The 25,253-nt window shown below is 60.5% G+C and carries 21 protein-coding genes and 1 riboswitch; of the genes, 13 read left to right on the forward strand and 8 right to left on the reverse strand.

Translation table 11 applies throughout. The features are described from left to right. Nucleotides 1-1,106, reverse strand: a 1,106-nt coding sequence (locus tag ACTNBB_RS05215; RefSeq protein ID WP_441071039.1) for a transposase, incomplete at its 3' end; no start/stop codon positions are given. 528 nt (nt 1,107-1,634) lie between these two features. On the opposite strand from ACTNBB_RS05215, the gene ACTNBB_RS05220 reads away from it, so the two are divergent. The 3 genes from ACTNBB_RS05220 (at nt 1,635) to ettA (ending at nt 4,471) form a co-directional block, all read left to right on the forward strand. Next, the gene (locus ACTNBB_RS05220) at nt 1,635-1,913 is read left to right on the forward strand and encodes an autorepressor SdpR family transcription factor (protein ID WP_154517353.1); all 279 of its coding nucleotides are present in this window, start codon (nt 1,635-1,637) and stop codon (nt 1,911-1,913) included. Continuing rightward, the gene (locus ACTNBB_RS05225) at nt 1,906-2,607 is read left to right on the forward strand and encodes an SdpI family protein (RefSeq protein ID WP_441056997.1); all 702 of its coding nucleotides are present in this window, start codon (nt 1,906-1,908) and stop codon (nt 2,605-2,607) included. Before ACTNBB_RS05220 ends, ACTNBB_RS05225 begins: the two co-directional genes overlap by 8 nt. 184 nt (nt 2,608-2,791) lie before the next feature. Beyond that, nucleotides 2,792-4,471 carry an energy-dependent translational throttle protein EttA gene (ettA, locus tag ACTNBB_RS05230; protein ID WP_055251458.1) on the forward strand — a complete coding sequence of 560 codons (1,680 nt, stop codon included), beginning with the start codon at nt 2,792-2,794 and terminating at the stop codon, nt 4,469-4,471. Between the two features lie 215 nt (nt 4,472-4,686). Here ettA and ACTNBB_RS05235 read toward each other — a convergent pair whose 3' ends face one another. Continuing rightward, complete coding sequence (locus tag ACTNBB_RS05235; protein WP_441056999.1) at nt 4,687-5,988, reverse strand: hypothetical protein; 1,302 nt, start codon at nt 5,986-5,988, stop codon at nt 4,687-4,689. A 138-nt stretch (nt 5,989-6,126) separates the two neighbouring features. Further along, entirely contained in the window at nt 6,127-7,089 is a 963-nt protein-coding gene (locus ACTNBB_RS05240) for a hypothetical protein (protein ID WP_441057001.1), read from the reverse strand. 203 nt (nt 7,090-7,292) lie between these two features. Here ACTNBB_RS05240 and ACTNBB_RS05245 point away from each other — a divergent pair, with 203 nt between their 5' ends. From ACTNBB_RS05245 to ACTNBB_RS05260, 4 genes are all read left to right on the forward strand, one after another. Then, nucleotides 7,293-9,272: an NAD(+) synthase gene (locus ACTNBB_RS05245; RefSeq protein ID WP_441057003.1), complete on the forward strand. Its 1,980-nt coding sequence runs from the start codon at nt 7,293-7,295 to the stop codon at nt 9,270-9,272. Between the two features lie 118 nt (nt 9,273-9,390). Beyond that, nucleotides 9,391-10,554, forward strand: coding sequence for a pyridoxal phosphate-dependent aminotransferase (locus ACTNBB_RS05250; protein WP_441057005.1), 1,164 nt, complete (start codon nt 9,391-9,393; stop codon nt 10,552-10,554). A gap of 201 nt (nt 10,555-10,755) precedes the next feature. Continuing rightward, complete coding sequence (locus ACTNBB_RS05255; RefSeq protein ID WP_022094138.1) at nt 10,756-11,706, forward strand: L-lactate dehydrogenase; 951 nt, start codon at nt 10,756-10,758, stop codon at nt 11,704-11,706. A 172-nt stretch (nt 11,707-11,878) separates the two neighbouring features. Further along, entirely contained in the window at nt 11,879-12,883 is a 1,005-nt protein-coding gene (locus ACTNBB_RS05260; protein WP_441057007.1) for a nucleoid-associated protein, read from the forward strand. A 247-nt stretch (nt 12,884-13,130) separates the two neighbouring features. Here ACTNBB_RS05260 and dapD read toward each other — a convergent pair whose 3' ends face one another. Genes dapD through dapA form a run of 3 tightly spaced genes read right to left on the reverse strand, consistent with a single transcriptional unit; the run spans nt 13,131 to nt 16,932 of the window. Further along, nucleotides 13,131-13,850 carry a 2,3,4,5-tetrahydropyridine-2,6-dicarboxylate N-acetyltransferase gene (gene dapD, locus ACTNBB_RS05265; protein WP_427747945.1) on the reverse strand — a complete coding sequence of 240 codons (720 nt, stop codon included), beginning with the start codon at nt 13,848-13,850 and terminating at the stop codon, nt 13,131-13,133. Between the two features lie 39 nt (nt 13,851-13,889). After that, entirely contained in the window at nt 13,890-14,630 is a 741-nt protein-coding gene (dapB, locus tag ACTNBB_RS05270; protein ID WP_441057009.1) for a 4-hydroxy-tetrahydrodipicolinate reductase, read from the reverse strand. Then, complete coding sequence (gene dapA, locus ACTNBB_RS05275; RefSeq protein ID WP_441057011.1) at nt 14,623-16,932, reverse strand: 4-hydroxy-tetrahydrodipicolinate synthase; 2,310 nt, start codon at nt 16,930-16,932, stop codon at nt 14,623-14,625. Before dapA ends, dapB begins: the two co-directional genes overlap by 8 nt. 65 nt (nt 16,933-16,997) lie before the next feature. Beyond that, nucleotides 16,998-17,166: riboswitch (Lysine riboswitch) on the reverse strand. Nucleotides 17,167-17,310: 144 nt separating this feature from the next. Here dapA and ACTNBB_RS05280 point away from each other — a divergent pair. The 4 genes from ACTNBB_RS05280 (at nt 17,311) to ACTNBB_RS05295 (ending at nt 21,175) form a co-directional block, all read left to right on the forward strand. After that, nucleotides 17,311-18,498: an N-acetyldiaminopimelate deacetylase gene (locus ACTNBB_RS05280; protein WP_441057013.1), complete on the forward strand. Its 1,188-nt coding sequence runs from the start codon at nt 17,311-17,313 to the stop codon at nt 18,496-18,498. 194 nt (nt 18,499-18,692) lie between these two features. Beyond that, the gene (locus tag ACTNBB_RS05285; protein WP_154517316.1) at nt 18,693-19,235 is read left to right on the forward strand and encodes a DUF4352 domain-containing protein; all 543 of its coding nucleotides are present in this window, start codon (nt 18,693-18,695) and stop codon (nt 19,233-19,235) included. A 39-nt stretch (nt 19,236-19,274) separates the two neighbouring features. After that, a complete protein-coding gene (locus ACTNBB_RS05290) occupies nt 19,275-19,697 on the forward strand; it encodes an XRE family transcriptional regulator (protein WP_154517313.1) in 423 nt (140 codons plus the stop codon). A 98-nt stretch (nt 19,698-19,795) separates the two neighbouring features. Continuing rightward, complete coding sequence (locus tag ACTNBB_RS05295) at nt 19,796-21,175, forward strand: serine/threonine protein kinase (protein ID WP_441057015.1); 1,380 nt, start codon at nt 19,796-19,798, stop codon at nt 21,173-21,175. A gap of 37 nt (nt 21,176-21,212) precedes the next feature. Here ACTNBB_RS05295 and ACTNBB_RS05300 read toward each other — a convergent pair whose 3' ends face one another. Both ACTNBB_RS05300 and ACTNBB_RS05305 read right to left on the reverse strand, forming a co-directional pair. After that, on the reverse strand, nt 21,213-22,346 hold the full coding sequence (locus tag ACTNBB_RS05300; RefSeq protein WP_441057017.1) for a coiled-coil domain-containing protein: 1,134 nt from the start codon (nt 22,344-22,346) through the stop codon (nt 21,213-21,215). 234 nt (nt 22,347-22,580) lie between these two features. Next, nucleotides 22,581-22,916, reverse strand: a complete 336-nt coding sequence (locus ACTNBB_RS05305; protein WP_441057019.1) for a hypothetical protein — start codon at nt 22,914-22,916, stop codon at nt 22,581-22,583. Nucleotides 22,917-23,136: 220 nt separating this feature from the next. On the opposite strand from ACTNBB_RS05305, the gene ACTNBB_RS05310 reads away from it, so the two are divergent. Further along, nucleotides 23,137-24,393 carry an ATP-grasp domain-containing protein gene (locus ACTNBB_RS05310; protein WP_427748222.1) on the forward strand — a complete coding sequence of 419 codons (1,257 nt, stop codon included), beginning with the start codon at nt 23,137-23,139 and terminating at the stop codon, nt 24,391-24,393. A gap of 85 nt (nt 24,394-24,478) precedes the next feature. After that, entirely contained in the window at nt 24,479-25,225 is a 747-nt protein-coding gene (locus tag ACTNBB_RS05315; RefSeq protein ID WP_229770678.1) for an aspartate/glutamate racemase family protein, read from the forward strand. Nucleotides 25,226-25,253 lie beyond the last annotated feature (28 nt).

Here is a 25,253-nt window from a genome sequence, read left to right on the forward strand (position 1 = left end):
CGAGCCGTGACCGGAATCGGTGAAAATACGTTAGCGCAACCGGTGAAACCGCCTTTGCGCGAACGGCGCGCCTGTTTAGCGAAACTGGTGAAAAATAGATTGACGCTAACACCCTTCTGGTCGCTGCGCCCGGGGTCGCAGTAGAACAGCCTCGTCTCGCCCGGCCCCTCGCCGATGAGCGCCGCGATCGCCGCCTCGTCGGAGAACTCGGCGCCGTTGTCGGTGAGGACGGCGCGGAACACGCGGCGCGTCCCGTCGGCGCCGAGGACGGCCCGGACGCCCTCCAGGGCGCCCGCGACGCACCCGGCGGTCTTCTCCTCCAGCGGCAGCGCGAGCTGGAGCCTGCTGGGGCGGTGCAGCAGCGTGAGCAGGCAGGCGGAGTCCTCCCGGGCCCCCTCGACGGTGTCCATCTCCCAGGCCGCGGCGCACGCGTCCTCCCCGAGGGCGAGGAACGCGGCATGCGACCTGCGGGCGGAGTGGCGGGTCGCCGCCCGGCCCGCGGCGCGCTTCCTCGGCCTGTAGCCGACCTTGCGCCTGAGCTCCATGTTGGTCATGCCGTCGTAGCCCGCCGAGACCCAGCGGTAGATGGTCGACGGCGACAGGTCCACCGGGCCGCCGTTGCGCGCCGCCATCTGCTCGGGCGACAGCCCCCGGCGCAGGCAGTCCCTTATCGCCTCCAGCCTGGCCGCCGCGGCGGGCTCGTCGGCGTCTATCCCGCGCCTGGACGAGACGAGGACCGAGTCGGCGCACAGCTGCGCGGCCCGGGCCTCGTAGAAGACGTGGGGGCGGCGCTTGCAGCCGATCGCGCGGTACCGGCCGCAGCCGTTGCAGCATCGCGGCCACGCGGCCAGGCGCGGGCAGGCCGCCGACAGGTCGGCGGAGGCGTCCACGCGCTCGCCGCGCCTGGCCTTCGGCGCCGTCACGAACCTGTGCGACGCCACCTCGGCGCTCACCGTCGAGGGCGACCTGCCCAGCTCCCTCGCGATCTCCCTGCACGACGCCCTGCGCTCCAGCATCCTCTGGACCGTGTCCCGCTCGTGCCTCGTGAGCCTTCCGTAGGCCCTCGGGACCGCCCTTGCGGAGCCGCTCTTCTTCTTTCCGGACATGCCGTCCTCCGATCTCCCGGGGCCGGCCGATCCGGCCCTCAGGGTATCGGGTTCCCACATTCATCCGCACATGTACGGATGAATGTGGGAGGTGTTCGGATAAAGTTGATAATCAAGGGTATTATCACGATTCCATTTGAACCCTTGGGGTTTGTTGAAATGGGATTGGGATTCGCATAAGATTGAAGCAGATGGCGCCCGTTGCCGCGGGTTAGCCAACTCCGAAACACGTTTATGGCGTGAGAAGTGGCCGTCTTCGCATTACGCGGGGGCGGCTATTTCATTCGGCCTCCAATGTGGATGCCGAGCTCCACAGCCGCGATTACAAGCAATAACAACGTCAGGACATCGTCAATACTCATAGTCCATCTCCTTCTCGGATAGAGGGAGCTGGCCCATCTGCTTCAACTTCCATTGTAGCTAAATACGAACAAATGTTCTATAGATGCGGCTGTATTAGATAATTAGACAAACATCTAAATATCGAGTATAGTGTGCGTGTCATGAGAGTTGCTGAGGGGAGGTCCTATGCCGGGAGAGGGTTTTAAAGCGCTGGCCGATCCTACGCGGCGGCGCATTTTAGAACTACTGCGCGAGGGCGACCGCACGGCCGGGGAGCTTGCCGAGCATTTCGATATCAGCAAGCCGTCGTTGAGCCATCATTTGGCGACGCTCAAAAACGCCGGGTTGGTGACCGATGAACGTCATGGCCAAAACATCGTTTACAGCTTAAACACCACCGTCATGCAGGACTTGATCGGTTGGTTTATGGGCTTTACAAACACTGAAGGTGATAAGGATGAATAACGAAAACAAGGGCATTCACGCCACGGGGGTATCGCCACGCGTGTGGATCGCGCTGGTCGCTCTGTGCGTCGCCAATATCGTAGCGCACCTTATGGTGATGCCGAGCTTGCCTGCGCAGATTCCCACGCACTGGGGCGCGAACGGCGTTGACGGTTGGGGTCCCAGCTGGATGGCCTCCGCGCACGGCGTGCTGCCCCTGGTGCTTCTCGCAATGTTCTACGTGGTGCCGCGCATCGATCCCAAAGGTGAGGCATATCGAACCTCGGGTAAGTTCTATCAGGGCTTCGTAATCGCCTTCACCCTGTTCATTTGTGGTATAAGCTGGCTGGGAGAGCTTACGGTCTGGGGCGTGGTGCCGGCGGTCGGTTCGGTCAACGCGCTGATTTCCGGTGCTGTCGGTTTGCTGTTCATTGGCGTAGGCAACTACTTGCCGCGTGTGAAGCAGAACTATACGCTCGGTATCAAGACGCCCTGGGCGCTTGCCGATCCCGAGAACTGGCGCCGTACGCAGCGCTTTGGCGGTGCCTGCTTTATGGTGCTGGGTGTTGGTCTGATTGTGATGGGCGTTGCGGGTAGCGTGCTTTCGAGTGAAGTTGTCGCCGCGGTGATTGCGGTTCTGGCGTTTGGTTCGGTCGGAGTCGTCTACGTCTACTCGTATCTGCTGTGGCGCAAATCGCAGCGAGCCGCTCGTTAAGGTTGCGGAAAACTAGCGTACGCAGTTCATAGTATGTTCCAGGGGACTTTTCCCAGGTAGTATTAGGGGGTATGGGCAACCGTGCCCCTTTTTCGTTACGTTTTAGAGCTGGTTTTCTCATCTCGTTTCCACTAAAGCGAAACAAGAATAGGGAAACAGCAGGTAGAAAGGATAAAACAGGCAAATGGCGGAGTTTATCTACCAGATGTATCAGGCTCGCAAGGCTCATGGCGACAAGGTGATCCTTGACGACGTGACCCTGAGCTTCTACCCCGGTGCCAAGATCGGCGTCGTGGGCCCTAACGGTATGGGCAAGTCGACCTTGCTCAAGATCATGGCCGGCATCGAAGAGGTCTCCAACGGCGATGCCAGACTTACCCCCGGCTACACCGTGGGTATCCTGCAGCAGGAGCCGCCGCTCGACGACGACAAGACCGTCATCGAGAACGTGCGCATGGCATTTGGCGACATGATCGCCAAGGTCGATCGCTTCAATAAGATCGGCGAGGAGATGTGCGACCCGGACTGTGACATGGACGCACTCATGGCCGAGATGGGCAAGCTCCAGGACGAAATCGATGCCGCCGACGGCTGGGATATCGATTCCAAGCTCGGCCAGGCTATGGATGCCCTGCAGCTGCCCGATTCCGACATGCCGGTCAATGTGCTTTCCGGCGGCGAGCGCCGTCGCGTGGCCCTGTGCAAGCTGCTGCTCGAAGCTCCCGACCTGCTGCTGCTCGATGAGCCCACCAACCACCTGGACGCTGAGTCGATCCTGTGGCTCGAGCACTTCCTGCACAACTACCAGGGCGCGGTGCTTGCCGTCACACACGATCGCTACTTCCTGGATAACGTTGCCGAGTGGATCTGCGAGGTCGACCGTGGTCACCTCTATCCCTACAAGGGCAACTACTCCACGTATCTGGAGACCAAAGCCGCCCGTATCGAGGCTCAGGGTAACCGCGACGCCAAACTCGCTAAGCGCATGGAGGCCGAGCTCGAGTGGGTGCGCTCCAGCCCCAAGGCCCGTCAGGCCAAGAACAAGGCCCGTCTGGCTCGCTACGAGGAGATGGAGGCCGAGGCCCGCGCAAGCCAGAAGCTCGACTGGACCGACATCCGCATCCCTGTGGGCCCGCGTTTGGGCAACAAGGTGCTCGAGGCCCATCACCTGCACAAGGAGTTCGATGGCCGCGTGCTCATCGACGACCTATCGTTCACCCTGCCGCGCAACGGCATCGTGGGCGTCATCGGCCCCAACGGTGTGGGCAAGACCACGCTGTTCAAGACCATCGTGGGCCTGGAGCCGCTGACTTCGGGCGAGCTCGAGGTGGGCGAGACCGTCAAGATTTCTTACGTCGACCAGAACCGTTCCGGCATCGACCCCGACAAGAACCTATGGGAGGTCGTCTCGGACGGCCTGGACCACATGATGGTCGGCGAGACCGAGGTCCCCAGCCGCGCGTACGTGGCGAGCTTTGGCTTTAAGGGCCAGGACCAGCAGAAGCGCGCTGGCGTACTTTCCGGTGGCGAGCGCAACCGTCTGAACTTGGCGCTTACGCTCAAGCAGGGCGGCAACCTGCTGCTCCTCGACGAGCCCACGAACGACCTCGACGTCGAGACGCTGTCCTCGCTCGAAGCGGCGCTGCTCGAGTTCCCGGGCTGCTCGGTGGTCATTAGCCACGACCGTATGTTTCTGGACCGCGTCGCCACGCACATTCTGGCGTGGGAGGGCACCGACGAGAATCCGGGCAACTGGTATTGGTTCGAGGGCAACTTCGAGGCCTATCAGGCCAACCGCATCGAGCGCCTGGGCGAGGACGCAGCCCAGCCGCATCGTATTCACCGCAAGCTGACGCGTGACTAATTTGTTACGCGGTTTTACCAAACCGCGTAACTGCTCGACGCTGCGCGGGCCGCAAGCACCCCATCTTGCCGTTCAAACCGTCGCTCGCGTACCGAAGTACGCGTCGCTCCTCTTTCACGGCATCCTGGGGCACTTGCGGCCCGCTCGCTGTTGGTTACGCAACATCAACAAATAAAAACGGCTCAAATCCTGATTTGGATTTGAGCCGTTTGTCGTTACTGCTCGGGTTCTTCGACTTTGTCGATGGTCCAGGTGGCTCCGAGGCCGCCGGTGGTGTTGCGGCGGATGCGCACAGTGACTTCGTGGCGCTCGCCGGCCTGCGTGTAGCGCAGGGGGAAGCTTGCGCGGTTTCGCGCGGCCTCGATGGCACCGCGCTCGCGGGCGATCCAGTAGTACTCGCCGACGATGCCGAGCGTGTCGGCGCCGTAGGGGAGATAGGTCGACAGCTGGTGTAGCAATGGGCCGGGGCAGAAGACCTCGGTTGTGAAATCGACGGGGAAGTCCTCGGGGATGGTCGGTGCTGCGGGTGTGGTGACAGGTACTGCAACGGGGACCGGAGCCGGTGCAGGTGCGGGAACCTGGTCACAGGCAGATGCGGATGCGGACTCGATGGCAGGCTCAGGCGCTGTTTCCGGCTTAACTGCGAAATCCGTCGGTTCCACGGAGACGGACGTGTCTGCGGTCTCGGTTTTGGCATCGGCTCGCGGGGCATCCTCTGCCTCGACAGATGGCTTTGCCTCGGCTGGCGTGGATGCCATGGTGGTGATGCCGGCGTTTGCGTTCTCGGGGTCATAGACGACCGTGAGCGAGATGGCGGGCTGCGGCGTCTCGGGCTCCGGTGTCGACTCGGTAGCGTCTTGATCCGCGGGCTCGTCGGACTGATCGTCCTCGGCCTCGTCGCCAAAAACATCGCTGTTTTGGAACGCAGGCGTCTCGGGCTGGTTAGCGGCTTCTTCGGTTGTCGACTTGGGAGTCTCGTCGAGCTCCGCAGTGGCTTCCTGCTCTGATATGACTTCGGGATCGGTCGTGGCGGCGATTTCGGTTTCGGCTCCTGCTGCTACCTCAATAGCGACTTCGATCCCTGTCTCGGGCTCGGGTTCCGGTACGGCTTCAACCATGGCTTCGGGCTCGGGACGCTTAACGTGCTTGGGACGCACGGCCTTGAGGTCCTTCTCGCCGCGCTTTTTCTTCTTGTAGGACTGCTTGGCTCCCTTGGCGGCCTTGGGCTTGTCCTCGCCTTTGGCAAGGGCGGCATCCCAGGCCTCGTTGGCGATGACGGTGGCATACAGACGGCCGCCCTTAAAGACGGTCAGCTTAATGCAGTCGTCGAGCTCCTCGAGCAGCTCGCGCGTGGACTCGAAGCCCAGGTCATAAGCGGCCATGTCACCAGCGGCGAGCGCCTCCTCGACCTGCGTCATAAACGTTTGCTTGCCGCACCCAATCGCATCGCGCAGCAGGCGATACAGATAGATGTGGTTGCCCAGCGATAGTGTGGGCTTAACTATTGTCTTGCTCATGGCAAATCTCCTCTATACACACCAAAGCATCTTACCATCGCATGGGGCTTGCCATCTCGTCGCCCAAGGCAAACGGGCGCGACCGTTGCCGGTTCGCGCCCGTTATGCAGGTCGGTTATCTGTGAGAGCCAAACGTGCTTAGTTGCCCGATGCCGTGCCTTGGCTCGAGCTGTCAGATGGCGTGCCGGACGCGGATCCGCTCGAACTGTTCGAACTGTTCGAGCTATTGGTGTTGCTGTTGTCGGTGGAGCTTGTGCCCGATGTATTGCCGCTCGTCTGGTCGCCCGTGCTCGGCTGAGAGCTGTCAGTCGTTTGGCTTGAGTCGGTTGTGCCGGATTGCGTACTGCTGTTGTTCACAGAGGAATCGGCGCCCTGCGATTGATCGGGGGCGCTCGAGGACGAATCGGTGGATGCGGAGTTGCCCTGCGAGTCGTCCTGCTGGCTTTGCGATTGACCAGTGCTATCCGCGTCGTGCTCGGTCGTGCGCGACGATAGGATTGGCTCGGGGCGCTCGCCCAGACCCTCACCGGCGGTGGTGATAAGGATGGCGCCAGCGCAGGCGATGACCGCGACGATGGCGATGGCGATCGAGAAGACGATGACCTTCTTTTGCGTCTGGCTGCGCTCTGCCGCCGCCTTGGCACGCAGGCTGTTGGGGGCGACGCGCGCCGTGGTCGCGCGCCCCGCAACCTGACGCATCTCCTGCGTAGTCGCGGCGCCGCCCAGGTGCTCCTCGGCATTAAGGTCAACGGGCTCATAGGCGCTGGCAGGGTAGTCGACGGCGGCGTGCGTGCCTTTGAGGGCGTTGGCGCTGGCAGAGATAAAGTGGCGGTAGACCTGCGAGGACACAACGGTGATGACCGAGCTCACGGCGGCACCGATCACCGATCCGGCGATGCCGATCTTAGAAGCAAGTGCGACGCTCGTGGCGGCAGCTGCGGCGCCGGCGATGATTTGGGGAATGGAAATGTCGTCGAACAGGCCCTTTTTGGGCGCGATGGCCATGGTCTGTCCGATGGAATGGTTTTCGTGAACGCCGTTGTTGAGCGCGGCCGGTGTCATGACGCGCGTGCGCGGCGCGTCGGTGTACTTGGTTGTCATACGGGGCCCTCCCGGTGTAAATCTGCTTCGTTTCGTGTAGCCATCAGGGTACCCACCAGATGTGAATCGTACGTGACATTTAACAGATACCATCAACTCATCAATAGCTCACCAAATTGGTGGGATGCGGTTACACCCGGCGGTTGAACTACAATAGGGCTTGCTAATTGTTGTGAATGGCGTCTACGCACGGGAGCATTCTTATGAATCTTCACCTTTCTCAGTCTGATGGCTTTTTGCGTGTGGCGGCGGCCTCGCCGCGGATTCGCGTGGCCGATGTCGAGGGCAATGCCGAGGTTGCGCTGGCGGCTGTTCGCGAGGCGGTCGAGCGCGGTGTCCGTGCTCTGGTGCTGCCCGAGCTTAATCTGACTGGCTATACCGCGGCTGATCTGTTCCATAACCGCACATTACTGCATACCTGCGAGACTGCACTGGCACATATTCTCGATGAAACCCGCGAGCTGCCGATTGTCTTTACCATCGGTCTTCCCGTTGCGGTGGCCGAGAATATCTACAACTGTGCCGCCGTGTGCTGCGCGGGCGAGCTTTTGGGCCTCACGGCCAAGAAGTATCTGCCCAACTATGGCGAGTTCTATGAGCGCCGTTGGTTTGCTCCGGCGCCCGCCGATCCCGTGTGGGTTGAGTTTGCCGGTCAGGGTCCGGTTCCGCTGGGTCCGGGGCTTGTCTACCGCTGCTGTGATGAGGGCGCCGAGGATTTGGTACTCGGTATTGAGGTCTGCGAGGACCTGTGGGTGCCGGCGCCCCCTTCGACCGAGATGGCGCTTGCCGGTGCGACGGTGATCCTCAATCCGTCGGCCTCGGACGAGATTATCGGTAAGGCAGACTATCGCCGCAGCCTCATCTCCAATCAGAGTGCGCGCCTGTACTGCGCCTATGCCTACGCGGACGCGAGCGAGGGCGAGTCCACGACCGACATGGTCTTTGCAGGCGAGAACCTCGTCTACGAAAACGGTTCGAAGCTCGCCGCCACGAAGCTCCTCACCTGCGATATGGCGGTGGCCGACGTTGACCTCGACCGTCTGGTTGCCGAGCGTCGTCGTTCGACCACGTGGACGCGCGCGGATGATGCGCCGGAGGCCACGATTGTTGAGTTTTCGTTTGAGGGCATGCTGGCCGAAGAACCTGTCCTGCGTGATGCGCTTGACATCGACCGTGTCTTCCCCCGCGCGCCCTTTGTGCCGGCCGACCATGGTGACCTGGCCGGGCGCTGCGAGACGATCCTCAATCTGCAGACTGCCGGCCTCAAGACTCGCCTTGCCCATACGGGTACCAAGGCTGCAGTCATCGGTCTTTCGGGCGGCCTGGATTCCACGCTGGCACTGCTTGTGACCGTGCGTGCCTTCGATGCGCTGGGGCTGCCGCGCACCGGTATCACAGCCGTGTCCATGCCCGGCTTTGGCACGACACATCGCACCAAGTCGAATGCCGAGTCGCTCGCTCGCGACCTGGGTGTGAGCTTCCGCGAGGTTTCGATCCACACGGCCGTGGAGCAGCACTTCAAGGACATTGAGCACGACCCGGCCGTTCAGGACGTGACCTACGAGAACAGTCAGGCCCGCGAGCGTACGCAGATTCTGATGGATCTGGCTAACCAGGCTGGCGGTTTTGTCATCGGCACGGGCGACCTGTCGGAGCTGGCGCTTGGCTGGGCTACCTATAACGGCGACCACATGAGCATGTACGCCGTCAACGCGAGCGTGCCCAAGACGCTTGTGCGCCATCTGGTACGTTATGCCGCTGATGTCTTTGGCGGGCGTATTGCCGAGGTCTTGCTCGATATCCTCGATACGCCGGTGTCCCCCGAGCTTCTGCCGCCGACGGGCGACGGTGAGATTGCTCAGAAGACCGAGGATTTGGTGGGCCCGTACGAGCTGCACGATTACTTCCTCTATTACCTGCTGCGTTTTGGCTTTGAGCCGGGCAAGATCTACCGTATGGCGCTCAAGAGCTTTGAGGGCGTCTATGACGCCAAGACCGTTCACACGTGGTTGCGTACGTTCTATCGTCGCTTCTTTGCCCAGCAGTTTAAGCGCAGCTGTCTGCCCGATGGTCCCAAGGTGGGCTCGGTGACGCTCAGCCCGCGCGGCGATTGGCGTATGCCGAGTGACGCCAGCTCGCGTCTGTGGCTTGCGCGGATCGACGCGCTCAATCCAATTGACTAAGGTTGGCTAAATTGAACCAATACGGGGGTTGCAAGCGTTACACTTTTGCAATCTGATGGCCCGTATCGCGCGGCGCTCTTGTCGGAGCGCCGTATTTTTTATATCGAAAGGTGGCACCATGCAGGCATCGCAGCGTCTCGACCGCTTTGGCGCGGAGGTCTTCGCCTCGCTCAACAACAAACTTCTTGCGCTGAAGGCTCAGGGCAAGACCATTTACAACATGAGCGTGGGCACGCCCGACTTTAAGCCGTACGACCACGTGGTCGAGGCGCTCACGCAGGCCGCCCAAAATCCCGAGATGTGGAAGTATTCCCTGCGCGACCTGCCCGAGCTTAAGCAGGCCGTGTGCGATTACTATGAGCGTCGCTTTGGCGTTTCGGGCATTACGCCGTCCATGGTGCAGTCGTGCAACGGCACGCAGGAGGGCGTGGGTCATTTGGGCCTGGCCCTGCTCGATCCGGGTGACACCATTCTGGTTCCCGATCCGTGCTATCCGGTCTTTGAGGCGGGCGCCAAGATCGCCGATGCCAAGCTCGAGTACTATCCGCTGGTGGCGGAGCACAATTACCTGCCCTATGTGGCGGGCATCGATCCCGAGGTGGCCGATCGTGCCAAGTACATGATCGTGTCGTTGCCCGCCAACCCGGTGGGCTCGGTGGGCACGCCCGAGGTCTACGAGGAGATCATCGCCTTCGCCCGCGAGCACGACCTGCTGATCGTCCATGACAACGCGTACTCCGACATCGTGTTTGACGGCGAGCCCGGCGGCAGTTTCTTGCAGTATCCCAGCGCGCTCGAGGTGGGCGTGGAATTCTTCTCGCTTTCCAAGTCGTTTAACGTCACCGGTGCGCGCATCGGCTTTTTGGTCGGCCGTGAGGATGTGGTCTCTGCCTTTGCCAAGCTGCGCAGCCAGATCGACTTTGGCATGTTCTTCCCGATTCAGAAGGCCGCCATCGCCTGCCTCAATGGTCCGCGCGATGAGGTCGAGGCGCAACGTCTGAAGTACCAGGAGCGCCGCGATGCCCTGTGCGACGGTCTTGAGGACCTGGGCTGGGAGCGTCCCAACGCGCATGGCTCTATGTTTGTGTGGGCCAAGCTTCCCGGTGGCCGCACCGATTCCATGGCGTTCTGCGAGGAGCTTATGGAGAAGGCCGGCGTTGTGGTGACGCCGGGCGCGAGCTTTGGCCCTTCGGGCGAGGGGCACGTGCGCATGGCGCTGGTCCTGCCGCCCGATCAGATCGCTTTGGCTGTCGAGGCCATCCGCGAGGTGGGCCTGTATTAGAAGACTATTTGGGCTCGTCAATAGCTCGAAACCGATTTCGTGCAGTTATTTTACGAATCCTGCAAACAATTTCGGTAAACGGTCGATTTTTGGCTGCGTATAGGAGCATAATCAAAGTCCCGATTGGATGCATTGGGATTACGGCAAGCCGCTCGGGTCGTTCCCGGGCGGCTTGTTTGTGGAGAGAGATGGGAGTTTCTAATGGTTAACGAGAAGAAGGTCGCTATTGTCGGCTGCGGTTTCGTCGGTTCGTCTTCGGCGTTCGCGCTGATGCAGAGTGGTCTGTTCTCCGAGATGGTTCTCATCGACGTGGACAAGAACCGCGCCGAGGGCGAGGCCCTGGATATTGCGCACGGCATGACGTTTGCCGAGCCGATGAAGATCTACGCCGGCGATTATTCTGATGTCGCCGACGCCGCCATGATCGTCGTCACCGCTGGCGCTGCTCAGAAGCCCGGTGAGACCCGCCTGGACCTGGTCAACAAGAACGTCAGCATCTTTAAGTCCATTATTCCCGAGATTAAGAAGTCTGGCTTCGACGGCATTCTGCTCATCGTCTCCAACCCGGTCGACGTTCTGACCTACGCCGCCATCAAGATGTCCGGTCTGCCCGAGGGCCATGTCATCGGCTCCGGCACCGTGCTCGACACCGGCCGTCTACAGCAAATGCTCGGCGCCCACGTCGAGGTTGACCCGCGCGACGTTCAGGCCTATGTCATGGGCGAGCACGGCGACTCCGAGTTTGTCGCCTGGTCCAGCGCTCAGGTTGCCGGCGTGCCGCTGAACACCTTCTGCGAGCTTCACGGCCACCTGGAGCATGAGGCTGCCGAGAAGCGCATCGCCGAGGACGTCAAGAACTCCGCCTACACCATCATCGAGAAGAAGCACGCCACCTACTACGGTGTCGCTATGGCAGTAAAGCGCATCTGCACTGCCGTCATGCGTGACGAGCAGACCGTTCTGCCCGTCTCCTCGCTCATGGTGGGCGAGTACGGCCTGTCCGATCTTGCCATCTCCATGCCGACCGTCGTTGGCCGCGACGGCGTTGTCTGCCGCGTTCCCGTGCCGCTGAACGATGACGAGCAGCATGAGCTCACCGTCTCCGCAAAGGCCCTCAAGGACATTATCGACAGCGTCGACTTTTCCTGCTAAATTCGGCTCGTATAAGTAACAGGCTACAACGAAGGCGTCCGGGCCCATGTGACCCGGGCGCTTTTTTATGCAAAGGGGACAGGCTTGTTTGCACCAATCTTCGATGCGCCTGGGGTGGACTCGACCGCTATACTGGTTCGTGCCAAAAGCGATCTAGAACGGAATGCCGTATATGAAAATCAATCACGCGATTCTGCATATCCTGGACTTTGACTCTGCCGTCAACGTCATGAGCCAGCGCGAGCTGGATATCGAAAGCCGCACCGTGCGCAGCTTTGTGGCCACGCATCTGCGCCGCGCACGTACCTCGGCCGACAATAAGCGCGCCACGTTTGCGGAGAACTCTGCGTTTGGCGGCGAGCTCAAGGGCTATTTCTTTGGTGAGCGTGAGTTCGTGGACTTGTCTCAGCAGATTGCGGAGTTCATCTCTTCCGAACTCACCAAGGCCGAGAAAGCCGAGTCCACTGACGTGCTTGTGGCCGATTTTGACGACGATGAAGATGCCCGCTGGTTTGCCGTGATGCTGCTGGGCTCCAAGCAGGCATTCATGCACGAGGTGGGTCGCGAAGAGGGCGAGGTTCGTAACGACATCGCGCGCCACTACGCCATTTTGCCAAACCCCTCGCAAAAGGTGCCGAGCTATGCCATCGTGCGTGCAAGCACCATGGAGATCGGCTACGTGGATAAGAAGCGCAAGATTGCCGGCGAGGACCGCATGCTCATTCCCGACGGCCTGCTGCAGTGCGACACGGGGGTTTCGGGTAAGGAGGTCATCGACACGGTGACGCGCGTGGTCGAGGAAGTCGCCGAGGAGCACGGCGCCAACACGGCCGTAGCGCTCGCCAAGGTCAAAGCCGCCGTTGCCGAGAAGGTTGAAGACGACGAGGAGCTGCCGCCTTGGGATATCGTCGATGAGGTCTTTGAGGACGAGCCGGTCATCAAGGAGAGCGTGCGCGCGGCACTGACCGAGGAGAAGGTGCCCGAGCGCGTGCCCGTGGAGCGCAAGCAGGTCGAACGCGCGGCCGTACGCAATCACAAGATTCGTACCGACACGGGCATCGAGATCAGCTTTCCGGCCGAGATGGGTTCAAACTCCGAGTACATCGAGTTTGTCAACGAGCCCAACGGCCTCATCTCCATCGAGCTCAAAAACATCGGCAGCATCGAGAACCGATAAGTTGCGTTGCGCCTACAGCGGGAAAGCAAAGGCCGAAGCCCTGGATGGGGTTTCGGCCTTTTTACTTGGGGCTTAATCACGTTGCAGGTTGAGCATAAGTCAGCGAAAACGACCCAGAGCGAGCAAGGTGACGTGAAAGAGGAGGGCATTGACCTTCTGGTCATGCCCGACGATTGAACGTCAGATTGCCGCTCTGGGTCGTTTGGAGCGTCGAGCCGTTACGCGGTTTGGTAAAACCGCGTAACTATTAGAGCTGGCGCAGGCCTTCCTCGAGACCGGTCTTGCTGTCGGTCTTCTCGTCGCGCATCTTGATAACGCGGGCAGGGACACCGGCGACCACGGCGCCGGCGGGGACGTCCTCGACGCACACGGCGCCGGCGGCAACGACAGCACCCTTGCCCACGCGCACGCCTTCCAGGACCACAGCATTGGCGCCGATCATAACGTCGTCCTCGATGATGACGGGCGTGGCGCTGGCGGGCTCCACGACGCCTGCCAGCACGGTGCCGGCTCCGATGTGGCAGTTCTTGCCCACGGTGGCGCGACCGCCCAGCACGGCGCCCATATCGATCATGGAGCCTTCGCCAATGACGGAGCCGATGTTGATGATGGCGCCCATCATGATGACGGCACGGTCGCCGATCTCGACGCGGTCGCGGATGATTGCGCCCGGCTCGATGCGGGCGTTGATGCCCTTGAGGTCGAGCATGGGCACGGCGGAGTTGCGGCAGTCGTTCTCCACATCGTAGTAGTCGATGGAATCGACGTTGGCGTCGAGGATTGCCTTGAGCTCATCCCAGTCGCCAAATACAGTCTTGCCACGGCGGCCGCCATAGACATGCGCACTGCCCCACTGGACCTTCATGCCCGGCTTTTCGCGCACGTACAGCTTGACGGGCGTCTTCTTGGGCGCGGTGGCGATATAGTTGATAATCTCCTGTGCATCCATTTCGGCTGCGTTGCTCATTTGCGGTCTCTCCTTTGGGTGGATCCGGTTGATACCTGGTTAGGCAAACATGACCTGGTCGAAGGTATAGAAGCCGTGCTCGCGGGTGACGAGTTTCTGCGCGGCTGCCAAGGCACCGTTGACAAAGATCTGACGACTCGTGGCGCGATGCGTGAGCGTGACCTCCTCGTCCTGGCCAAAGAAACTCACTTCGTGCACGCCGGCGACAGTGCCACCGCGCAGCGAGTGCACGCCGATCTCCTTGGGGTCGCGCGCTCCGCACATGCCCTCGCGGCCATAGACGGGGTGGTAGCCTGCCTCGGGTTCGGCTTCGACGACGGCGTCGAGCAGCAACTTGGCAGTGCCGCTGGGGGCGTCGACCTTTTGGTTGTGGTGCGTCTCGACGATTTCGCAGTCAAAGCCGGGCAGCTCTCGCGTGGCCTGTGCCACCAGATGACGCAGGGCTGCGATACCGATGGAGTAATTGCCGGAGTGCATGACGCGGGCGCTCTGACCCAGCTCGCGCAGGCGATCCATCTGCTCGGGCGTATAGCCTGTGGTGCCCGAGACCAACGCCGTGCCCGTGCGCTCGACATAGGCGACGACGGCGTCGAAGGTCGCAACGTTCGAGAAGTCGATGATGACGTCGGCTGCCGGAGCGTTCTCGAGCTCGGACAAGTCGAAGCCGATCTGGGCGACGATGTCAAAAACGGGGTCTCCGGCAGCGTCGACAATACCCTCGGCGGTAGTGCGGATGAGCGAGCCCATGCGGCCCGTTCCCATAATGACGGTCTTAATCAAGCAGACCAGCTCCCTTCAGAGCATCGGTAAGTGCGGAGCGCGTGTCGTCTGCCATGGGGCACAGCGGCATGCGGTAGTTTGCCTCGATCATACCCATCTGGGCGAGCGCTTCCTTGACGGGGATGGGGTTGACCTCGCTAAAGAGGGCATTGATGAGCGGCTGGCCGGCAATCTGGATATCGCGGGCACGTGCCACGTCACCGTCCAGATAGGCGCGGCACATGTCATGTACGAGCTGCGGCTGCACGTCGGCCCACACGCTGATGGTGCCCGAAGCACCCAGACTCATGAGCGGCACGGTGAGCGCGTCCTCGCCCGAGTACATGCGGAAGTCGTCGGACAGCAGGTGGGCGATCTTGGCAGCGTAGGCGACGTTGCCCGAGGCTTCCTTAATACCCATGATGTTGGGGTGCGCGGCCAAGCGCTCCACGTTGCGCTCGCTGATGCCGCAGCCACAGCGGCCGGGGATGTTGTACAGGATGCAGGGGATGTCTACGGCATCGGCGACGGTCTTAAAGTGCTGGTAGATACCCTCTTCGTTGGATTTGTTGTAGTAGGGGGTAATGAGCAGCAGGCCGTCGGCTCCCAAGCCCTGGTAAGTGAGCGACTTGGTGAGCATGGTCTGCGTGGAGTTGGAGCCCGAGCCGGCGATGACGGGGACGCGTCCTGCAACCTGCTTGACCACCGCGGCGACAACGGAGTTGTCCTCGTCGTCGGTCATCGTGGCGCTCTCGCCGGTGGTGCCCAGGGCGAGGATGGCGTCGGTGCCATTTTGCAGGTGGAAATCGATAAGGCGCTCGAGCGCATCAAAGTCGACACTGCCGTCCTTTTTAAACGGCGTAACCAGGGCGACGATTGAGCCCTCGAGATTGCGGATGTCCATGTTCTTCTCCTTCGCTTCGGCGATCTGGATGCGCTTGTTCCATTGGGCGGCGACTGCTAGGCGCTCGTCTTGGGCGCGGTGGCGGGCACTTTCGGCGCGCGACTTGGCCAACAGTTCTCGGCCGCACGGCAGCACGTCGAGCGTGGCAAAGTAATCGCCCGGGCGCTCGGCGCGGCGGATGAGGTCGGCCGCGCCATCGGGGCGCAGCAGGACCTCGGCGGAGCGCAGCCGTCCGTTGTAGTTGTAGCCCATGGAGTAGCCATGCGCACCGGTATCGTGGATTACAAGCAGGTCGCCCATGTCGATATGCGGTAGCTCGCGATCGATGGCGAACTTGTCGTTGTTCTCGCACAGATTGCCCGTGATGTCATAGGTGTTCGTGACGGGCGCTGTGCCCTTGTCGGCGCCGCCCGGCTGACCCATCACCGTAATGTGGTGGTAGGCACCATACATGGCGGGGCGGATCAAATCGACGGCGCTTGCATCGACACCGATATAGTCCTTGTAGATCTGCTTCTCGTGGATGGCCTTGGTGACCAGGCAGCCGTAGGGGCCCATCATAAAGCGGCCCATCTCGGTGTAGATTGCCACATCGCCCATGCCTGCGGGGACCAGGATCTCGTCGTATGCCGCGTGCACTCCCTCGCCGATGGCGTGAATGTCGTTGGCCTGCTGCTCGGGCAGGTAGGGGATGCCGACGCCGCCGGATAGATTGATGAAGGCGACGTGTGCGCCGGTCTCGCGCTCCAGGCGCACGGCAAGCTCAAAGAGGATGCGCGCGAGCTTGGGGTAATAGTCGTTGGTAACGGTGTTGCTGGCAAGGAATGCGTGGATGCCAAAGTCCTCGGCACCCTTGGTCTTGAGCATACGGAAGGCCTCGAAGAGTTGCTCGGTGGTCATGCCGTATTTGGAGTCGCCGGGGTTGTCCATGATGCCGTTGGAGAGCTGGAACAGGCCGCCCGGATTAAAGCGGCAGCTGACCGTCTTGGGGATGGGCCCCGCAACACGCTCAAAGAACTCGATGTGGCTGATGTCGTCAAAGTTGACGATGGCACCCAGCTTGTCGGCGAGCTCAAAGTCCGCAGCCGGCGTGTCGTTGGACGAGAACATGATGTCGTGTCCCGTGATACCCAGCGAGCGGGCGATCATGAGCTCGGTATAGCTCGAGCAATCGCAGCCGCAGCCGTATTCGTTGAGAATGGAGATGAGTGCCGGGTTGGGGTTGGCCTTGACGGCAAAGTATTCCTTAAAGCCCGGGTTCCACGCAAAGGCGTCGCGCACCTCTTGCAGGTTGCGGCGGATGCCCGCCTCGTCGTATAGATGAAACGGCGTGGGGAACTGCTCGACGATATGCTCGAGCGTCTCCTTGTCCACAAACGGCTGCTTGGCCGCATATGCCTCGTTGGGGGTCAATGCCATGTCCCGTAAACCTCGCTATCCAGACGGCGCCATCTGCGCATCGAATCCGCATAGCGTGGACCCAATGTCCGGATAGCGCTCCCGCATTGCTGCAGACAGTCCTGTGGGTGTTCCCCGCAGGCCCACCAGGTTGTTCGTGCCCGAAAAACCCAGTTCGGCGGGTTTCGCCTCCCCGCGGGGTCAAAGCCTGCCGGCTCGCCCGCGGCTCTTCGTGCCCGCGCCTCTATCAAGTGGTAAAGACCCTATCACGATGCACTTTACCAAACAAGAGTATTCGTATATAACGTTTAAAAAATGCAGGGATATGCTGGAAACATGTGCGCCACAATCCTGTATCACAATAAGTTGCAACAAATGTGCCTCACGAAGGGATCCTCTATGACCGAGCTCCAAGAACTCCGTCGCTATCGCCGCGATCTCCATCGCATTCCGGAGCTCGATTTCGATCTTCCGCAAACCATTGCCTATATCGAGGGCGTGCTGGCACCGCTCACCTGCGAAGTGACCCATCCGTGCCCCAGCTGCGTCTGCGCTTTCTTCGACGCCGGCGTTGATGCCGCGCATGCCACGGCGATTCGCGCCGATATGGATGCGCTGCCCATTGAGGAGGCGACAGGGGCGGCCTTTGCCTCGACCCATCCCGGCAAGATGCACGCTTGCGGACATGACGGTCACATGGCCATGGCACTTGCCGCCGCGACGTATGTCGACCGTACGATTCGCGAGCAGCCGGGCGCCATGAGGCGCAACGTGCTCTTTGTGTTCCAGCCGGCCGAGGAAACGACCGGTGGTGCCAAGACGGTATGCGAGAGCGGCGTGTTCGAGCGCTATGGGGTCGACCGCATTTTTGGCTTCCATGTGTGGCCCGATCTGCCTGCCGGCACGTTGGCGAGCTGTTCCGGTCCGCTGTTGGCGCGTTCGAGCGAGACGCATATCTATATTCACGGTGCGAGCATCCATATTGCTAAGACCTATGGCGTGCCGGTCGAGGAGTCGCACGATGCCGCGTTGGCGGCAGCGAAGTTTTTGGTTGCCGAGCGCGAGCTGATGGACGAGCTGGGCGGCGACGAGCCCTGCATCGGCAAGTTTGGTCTGCTGCAGGCCGGTACGGTTTGCAACGCGGTAGCGGGGGAGGCCCATGTGGCCGGAAGCCTGCGTGTGTTTACGGACGACATGTTCGACCGGGCGCGCGAGGGCGTGCGCCGCGTGCTTGATGAGGCATGCGCTGCAACGGGCTGTACGTACGATCTCGACTTTGCCGAGGGCTATCCGCCGGTCGACAACGACCCCGAGTTGTTTGCCAGCGTCGCGCCTGCCTTGCCCGGCCTGCAGCTTGTGGAGGAGCCGCTGTTAATTGCCGAGGACTTTGCGTTCTATCAGCGCCATCTGCCGGGCGTGTTCTTCTTGCTGGGCACGGGCGTGCCGGAGGGTCAAGAAAACCCGAGCGATTCGGATGGCTGTCCCGCCTATGCCACGAGCGCCCTTCACACCGATACCATGCTCTTTGACGAGGAAATTTTGCTCAAGGGCCTCGATGTCTACAAACGATTGCTTGGCTTGGAGTGACGATGGAACGACGCCGACAGTCTGCCATATATAGTCCTGGTGGGTGCGGGTGCGGCTTGCTGCTGCTCCCGGTTATTGCTGTGAGCATTGGCCGTTTACCGCGGCCTTAGCTCTCAGCTAATGAATTCAAGTTTAATCCTTCCTACGATGTGCTGTGTACCGGCGCGGTAGCCGGATCGTAGGAAGGATGCATAATGAAAAAGCTCGAAAACGAAGTGCTGCTGAGCCGTCGCGCTGCACTTGGCGCATTCGCCACCGTCGCCTTGGGGACTGCCGGTCTTCTTGCCGGTTGTGGTAGCGATAAGGCGACCGTCACCGAGGACGCTGGCGATGGCGACAAGAAGGAAGAGGCGAAGAAGGAAGAGCAGCCTACGACTGACCTGGCGGTTGGCACGACGGTGACCACAGCTGCCGGTCTTTCCGTCGTTGTCGATTCCGTCCAGCCCGGCCTTACAAATTATGACGGTTCGACCATGACGGGCATTCACGTCACGTACGTCAACAATGGCGATGAGGGCGCAGATTACAATATCTACGACTGGAAGGGCGAGGACGCCAACGGCGCCCAACAGAATCAGGGTTACTACAGCGAGGGCTCCGATGAGCTGCAGTCTGGTACCCTTTCCGCCGGTGGCTCCGTGGCGGGCAATATCTACTTTGATGGCGATATCAAGAAGGCACTGTATTTTGCCAACATGTTTGATAAGTCTGCCACTGCAAGCTGGGTGCTGGCCTAGCATGTCGCTACCGTTGCGCCGGATGGGAGGTGAAGTCGTATGCCCGATAAAAAACTGACCGAGGAGTTGCTCAATGAGCTTCTCGATGCGCCGAACATCGATGGCTATATCAGGGAGCACGACTTTGCCGCCCCGTCGCTTTCGGATTACCTGAAGCAGCTACTGCAGGAAAAGGGCTTGGAGCGCTCGCGCGTGGTTCGTATGGCCGATCTCAATGAGACCTTTGGCTATCAGATCTTTACCGGTGCGCGTCATCCGAGTCGCAATAAGGTACTGCAGATTGCCTTTGCGATGGCGCTGACGCTCAAAGAGACCAACCGTGCGCTGACGGCTGCCGGGGTAAGCGTCCTTAACTGCAAGGACCGCCGCGATGCGATTATCATCTTTTGCATCGATCGCGGGTGCAGCCTCCAAAAGGTCAACGAGGAGCTGTATCGCTTTGGCGAGGAGACGGTGAATTAGCCGCTGATATCCGAGCTGGCGGAGCTGTCGAACAACGATGCAAACGAACGGGGCGCGGATGCCATGGGGTGTCTGCGCCCTGCGCTATGATGGAGGCTATGGATACTCAGACCCCAACATATTCCAATGACGAGCTGACCGCAGCGCTTGCCGAGCACCTGGCGTCGCTCGATCGCGACGACAGCTATCGCGTGGAGCGTGTACTTAAGCGCTCGTCCGTTGAAACAACCGAGCTCGTGTACTTTGAAGGAACCGGCGGTGGTTCGCTCGGTCCCTTTGTCCGTAAACGCATCGATGCTTCCGCTCAAATCGGCGGGGCATACGAGCGTCTGTTTGCCGCTCAGCGGGCAGGCAGGCGTTTTGAGCACCTGCCCAGAATCGTCGATTGTCGTCGTGCGGGCGACGAGCTCAACGTGGTTATGGAATACATAGAAGGGGAGACACTCGGGGCACTGGTGGACCGTCTGGGATCCGCTCCCGATTATGCGCGTGAATTGTATCCTGTCCTTTGCGACGCCGTGGGCGAGCTCCATGCCGGTTTTGCAATGGCGGGGGAGGCTTCGGCGCCGGTGATCCATCGCGACCTCAAGCCGTCGAATATCATCGTGACAGGTGCCAACTATACGCCTGATGACGGCCTGACGTTTTCATCGCTGGTGATTATCGACTTGGGGATCGCGCGCGTGTGGCGCGATGGCGCCGATGCCGATACTGTCAAGTTTGGGACACGGCCCTATGCGCCTCCCGAGCAGTATGGGTTTGGACAGACGAGCGTGCGAAGCGACGTCTACGCGCTCGGTGCCCTGCTGTTCTTTTGTTTGACGGGAGTCGACCCCAAGCCGGGTCGGGACATGCGCGAACAATGCGAGGCATGCGGCGTTCCCGGCCCATTGGCCGATGTCGTTTGCATGGCGATGGCGCTCGACCCGGCCAAGCGTTTTGCGAGTGCGGAAGCGTTGGGACGGGCGACGCGCGTGGCATACGATCTGAGTCGCCCCGTGCGGCCTCCTGCGCCTGCGCCTGTCCGTACTCCGGCCTCGGAGACGTTGTTGACGCCCCAAGGGCTCCAGAACCCCGCAAGGCTTCCTAGGCCTGCCACCTCCGCTGCATGCGGTCTGCTCTCTCGCGTTCCGGAGTCCCTGGGGCGCATTTGGAATACGCTCGTCTGCTTCTCGCTGCTTGTGTTCTTTGCCGGAAGTCACTTTGCCGTCTTTCAACCCACGGGAGCAAACCAAAGCTACCCGACGTGGCTTCTCATAATCGAGTATTTTTTCTTTGTCGATGGCCTTATGGCGCTTACGCATTTTGCGGTGCTCGATAAGCGCCGTCTACGTCGGCGATTCGCACTGCTCGACAGCTATCGCGGCAAGAAACTCGCGAAACTCTGGCTCAAGGCATTGGGTGTGCTGCTCCTATGCATGATCGTCATAGTCGCGGTTGCCAATGCGACCGGCGTCGTCGATACCTCCGCTACCTAAAAGAAAAGGGCCCCATTGGGGCCCTTTACAGTTGCACTTAGATGCGGTTCATCTGAGCGGCGACTTTGTTGTACCAGTCCTGCCACGTGGGTGGGCAGTACTTTTTGGCCGCAGCCGGGGTAAGGGTGGAGCCGTAGTTGGCGCCCAGATAGGCAACGTGAGCGAAGATGCCCTCGCTCCAGCTGCCAAAGCTGCGCCAACCGCCGCCACGTGCACTCCAGCCCCAGGCGTTGTAAGAATTGGCGCAATAAGCACCCTTGGTGCTCTCGATGCAGGCGATGGCGGGGGACCAACGGGGGTCGACGCCGGTATTCCAAGCGGCGACGGCAAAGTTATAGCCCTGGCCTGCCATAGGGGAGCCGGCGAGGTAATTGTCGATGCGGCTCGTCCACTCATTAATGAACGAATCGTAATCGGAACTACCGGTGTTTGCGTTGTTCACCGTGGTGTCGATGGTGGTGTTGGCGTTGGTGGCCTGGCTGCTGGAATTGCTGCCGCTCACGCCCTCGCCCGAGAGCTTCTCGGCGGCAGCGGCCTTATCGGCCTCAAGCTTGGCAAGCTCGGCGGCATTTTCCTGCTCGGCTTTTGCCTGTGCCTCGCTGCGGAGCTGCTGGGCCTGCGCCAGCGCATCCTCGGCGTTTTTCTGCTCTGCCTCAAGCTGAGACTTGGCCTGCTGGAGCTCGGCCTTGTTCTGCTCGAGTTCGGTTTGCATGTTATTGAGCTCTTCGATCTCGTCGACGCTCGAGCTTGTGATCTGGTTGGTGTATTTGCAGGTCGTGATGAACTCACCCAGGCTCTGTGCGTTGACCAGGAAGCTCACGATGGGGTTGGTGCCCTTCTGGTACTTGTACAGATCGCGCATGGCGGTGCATGCCTTTTCCTGCTGATCGGGAAGCTTCGCCTCGATCTTTTCGATACTTGCCTCGTTGGCGTCAATCTGCTTCTGCAGATCGTCGAGCTTGGTGCGGGCATCGTTGTAGGCGCTCGTGGCGGCTTCGATCTTCTGCTGGGCGGCGGCAAGCTGATCCTGCGTTGCCTGCGAGGCGGCATACGCCGCGACGGGGGAGAGCATCGGCGTGGCCGTCAACGCAACGGCGAGCGCGGCGCTCGTGATGATACGAGCCGGCTTCGACGCGATGAGCGCTGCGGTGCGATGATTCGAATGCTGCATCCAGTCCCTCTGCAATCAATCGTAGGTTATTGTTCCTCAGGTATTCTACTACTGCTTTCGACCTCAACTTGAACCTTAAAGGTTTTAAAGGGTCAAGTTGAACTTGAGACTTTGGCTTTGACCTGCAGTTATATCGAATTGTTGAGAAACCATAGAGTTCAACTTTAACGTTACGGGGGCCTGTTTGGGACGGGCTTTGGACTGTGAAAGTTATCTCAACGTTGGGGTTTGTGGCTATAAGGTCCCATTGCGGCGAGCTTGCTCTACTTCGTTGAGCGCCTGGGCGGGGGTGAACGAACAGGTGCCGTCGCCGAGTTTGATTACCCTGATGTTGTCCCCGGCGTGGGCATCGGAGACGAGGCCAAACTGCTCGATGGCGGTATCGTGTCCGCCGGCGACGGGCGTCTTGCGCGTGCCTTTGTGCGCCGATGTATCGATGGAGGTGATGTAGGCGGCACCGTCGTAAGCGTCGTTTGCGGTGCGCAAAGGAGCAGTCGCTTGCGCGCGCGGCGCCAACTCGCGTTTTGCGGCATCGAGGATGGGGTTATCGGTTGGAAGGTCCTGGAGCACGCGTGCGCCTTTCACTCGGGGGTATCAATATGCTGAACCCTACAACAACGGTGGGTTCATTACCGTTTGTCATACGGCGGTGAGTGCGGCCTTCATGCTGGATAATTGCGTTGATTGTCATAGATACAGTGGAGCTTTAGGAGGAAACGGTCCGGCACGCTAAAATAAACAGGTTGCATAAAGACCGCCCGTCGTGGGCAGTTCTAGATAGGAAGTTTCCATGGCATTGCAGTTTACAGAGCGCGAGTTTATCCCCGTGCTGCTCGGCGGCGACATCAACGCCTATTCGGTGGCGCGCGCCTTTTACGAGGAGTATCAGGTCAAGAGCTTGGTCTTTGGCAAGTACCAGACCGGTCCTGCGTACCGCAGCCAGATTATCGACTACACGCCCAATGTTGATATCGACACCATGCCGGTCATGATCGAGACCATTAACGGTGTCGCGCAGGCCAATCCCGATAAGAAGATTATTCTCATGGGCTGCGGCGACAACTATGTCGCGCTTGCCGCACAGGCTCAGGATGCCGGCGAGCTCGCCTCAAACGTCATCGCGCCCTATGCGCCCTACAGCATGCTCGAACAGTGCCAGAAGAAGGAAATCTTCTACGAGCTGTGCGAGAAGCACGGTGTTCCCTATCCGCATACGTTTACCTTTACCATGGCCATGCTCAACGCCCAGGGCGAGGCTCCCGCCGAGGTGCTCGACCAGATCGATTTTCCCTTCCCGATGATCCTGAAGCCTTCCGACGGCATCATGTGGTGGGAGCATGAGTTCGAGGGCCAGAAGAAGGCCTACGAGATCGCCGATCGCGCCGAGCTGGAGCAGGTCATTCGCGATGTATACGCGAGTGGCTACACCGATGATCTGATCCTGCAGGATCGCGTGCCCGGCAACGACGAGTACATGCGCGTGCTTACCAGCTATTCCGACCGCAACGGCAAGGTGCGCATGATGTGCCTGGGCCACGTGCTGCTCGAGGAGCACCAGCCTCACGGCGTTGGTAACCACGCCTGCATCATCACCGAGCCCAATGACGAGCTCATGGGCGGCGTGCGCAAGTTGCTCGAGGACCTCAAGTTTACGGGCTTCTCCAACTTTGACGTCAAATACGACGAGCGCGACGGTTCGTTTAAGTTCTTCGACTTCAACACTCGCCAGGGCCGCAGTAACTACTACGTCACCAACAGTGGCTTTAACGTTGCCAAGTACGTAGTGGACGAGTATGTGTACAACCGCCCGTTTGAGCCCGAGTTTGTGACGGCGCAGAACGAGGCGCTGTGGATGGTTGTCCCCATGGGCGTGGTCGATAAATACGTCAAGGATCCCGAGCTGCGCGCTAAGGCGCATCGCCTGGTCAAGGAGGGTAAGGCCGCCGACCCCTCGTTTATGAAGGGCGACTTTGTCTTTAACCGCTGGCTGCGCATGTGGCACACCAAACTGCGTCACTTTAAGCTGTTTAAGACGTATTACAAATAGGATGAACGTCGCGCCCGCCCGGTTTGTATCGGACGGGCGCGGGTATGATACGCGCAATGGTGCGAGCGTCACCAAGGAGGCGGCGATGGAAAAGCTGGGAGTTATCGGTGGTATGGGCGCCGAGGCCACGTCGTATTACTACGACCAGGTGGTGCGTCACACGGCGGCCGCCCGCGATCAGGAACATATCGACATGGTGGTGCTCTCTAAGTCGACCATGCCCGACCGCACGCTGGCCATTAAGACCGGCGACCATACCGAGCTGCTGGCGACCATGAAGGAATGTGCGCAGGCGCTCGAGACGCTGGGCTGCGCGCACATTGCCATTCCCTGTAACACGTCGCACTACTTCTACGATCAGATTCAGTCGTTTACTTCGGTCCCCATCATCCATATGCCGCGCGAGTCGGTGCGCTATGCGCTTGCCGGCGTGGTGATGGGGGAGTGTGAGTTCGACCCCAACTTGAGCATGCCGGCCGAGCCGGTGCGCAAGATCGGCATCATGGGTACCGATGGCACCGTGGGTGCCGGCGTCTACGGTCGCGAGTGCGAGGCGGCGGGCGTCGAAGTCGTTTATCCCAGCGAGAAACGCCAGGCCGATGTGATGTCGCTTATTTACGATGACGTGAAGGCAGGACGCGAGCCCGATATGGATAAGTTTGACCGAGTGATGTGGGAGTTTGCCCGCAGCGGCTGCGACCGCGTCATTCTGGCCTGCACGGAGCTTTCGGTGCTGCAAAAGTATCGCGAGATGCCCGAGATCACCCTCGACGCCATGGACGTTTTGGTACGCGAGTCCATCATCCGCAGCGGCGCCCCCTACCGCCTGTAGCCCTCGACCTGCCAAAAAGGGACAGGTT

The organism is Collinsella sp. HCP28S3_B9 (assembly GCF_052066095.1).
Lineage (GTDB): Bacteria > Actinomycetota > Coriobacteriia > Coriobacteriales > Coriobacteriaceae > Collinsella.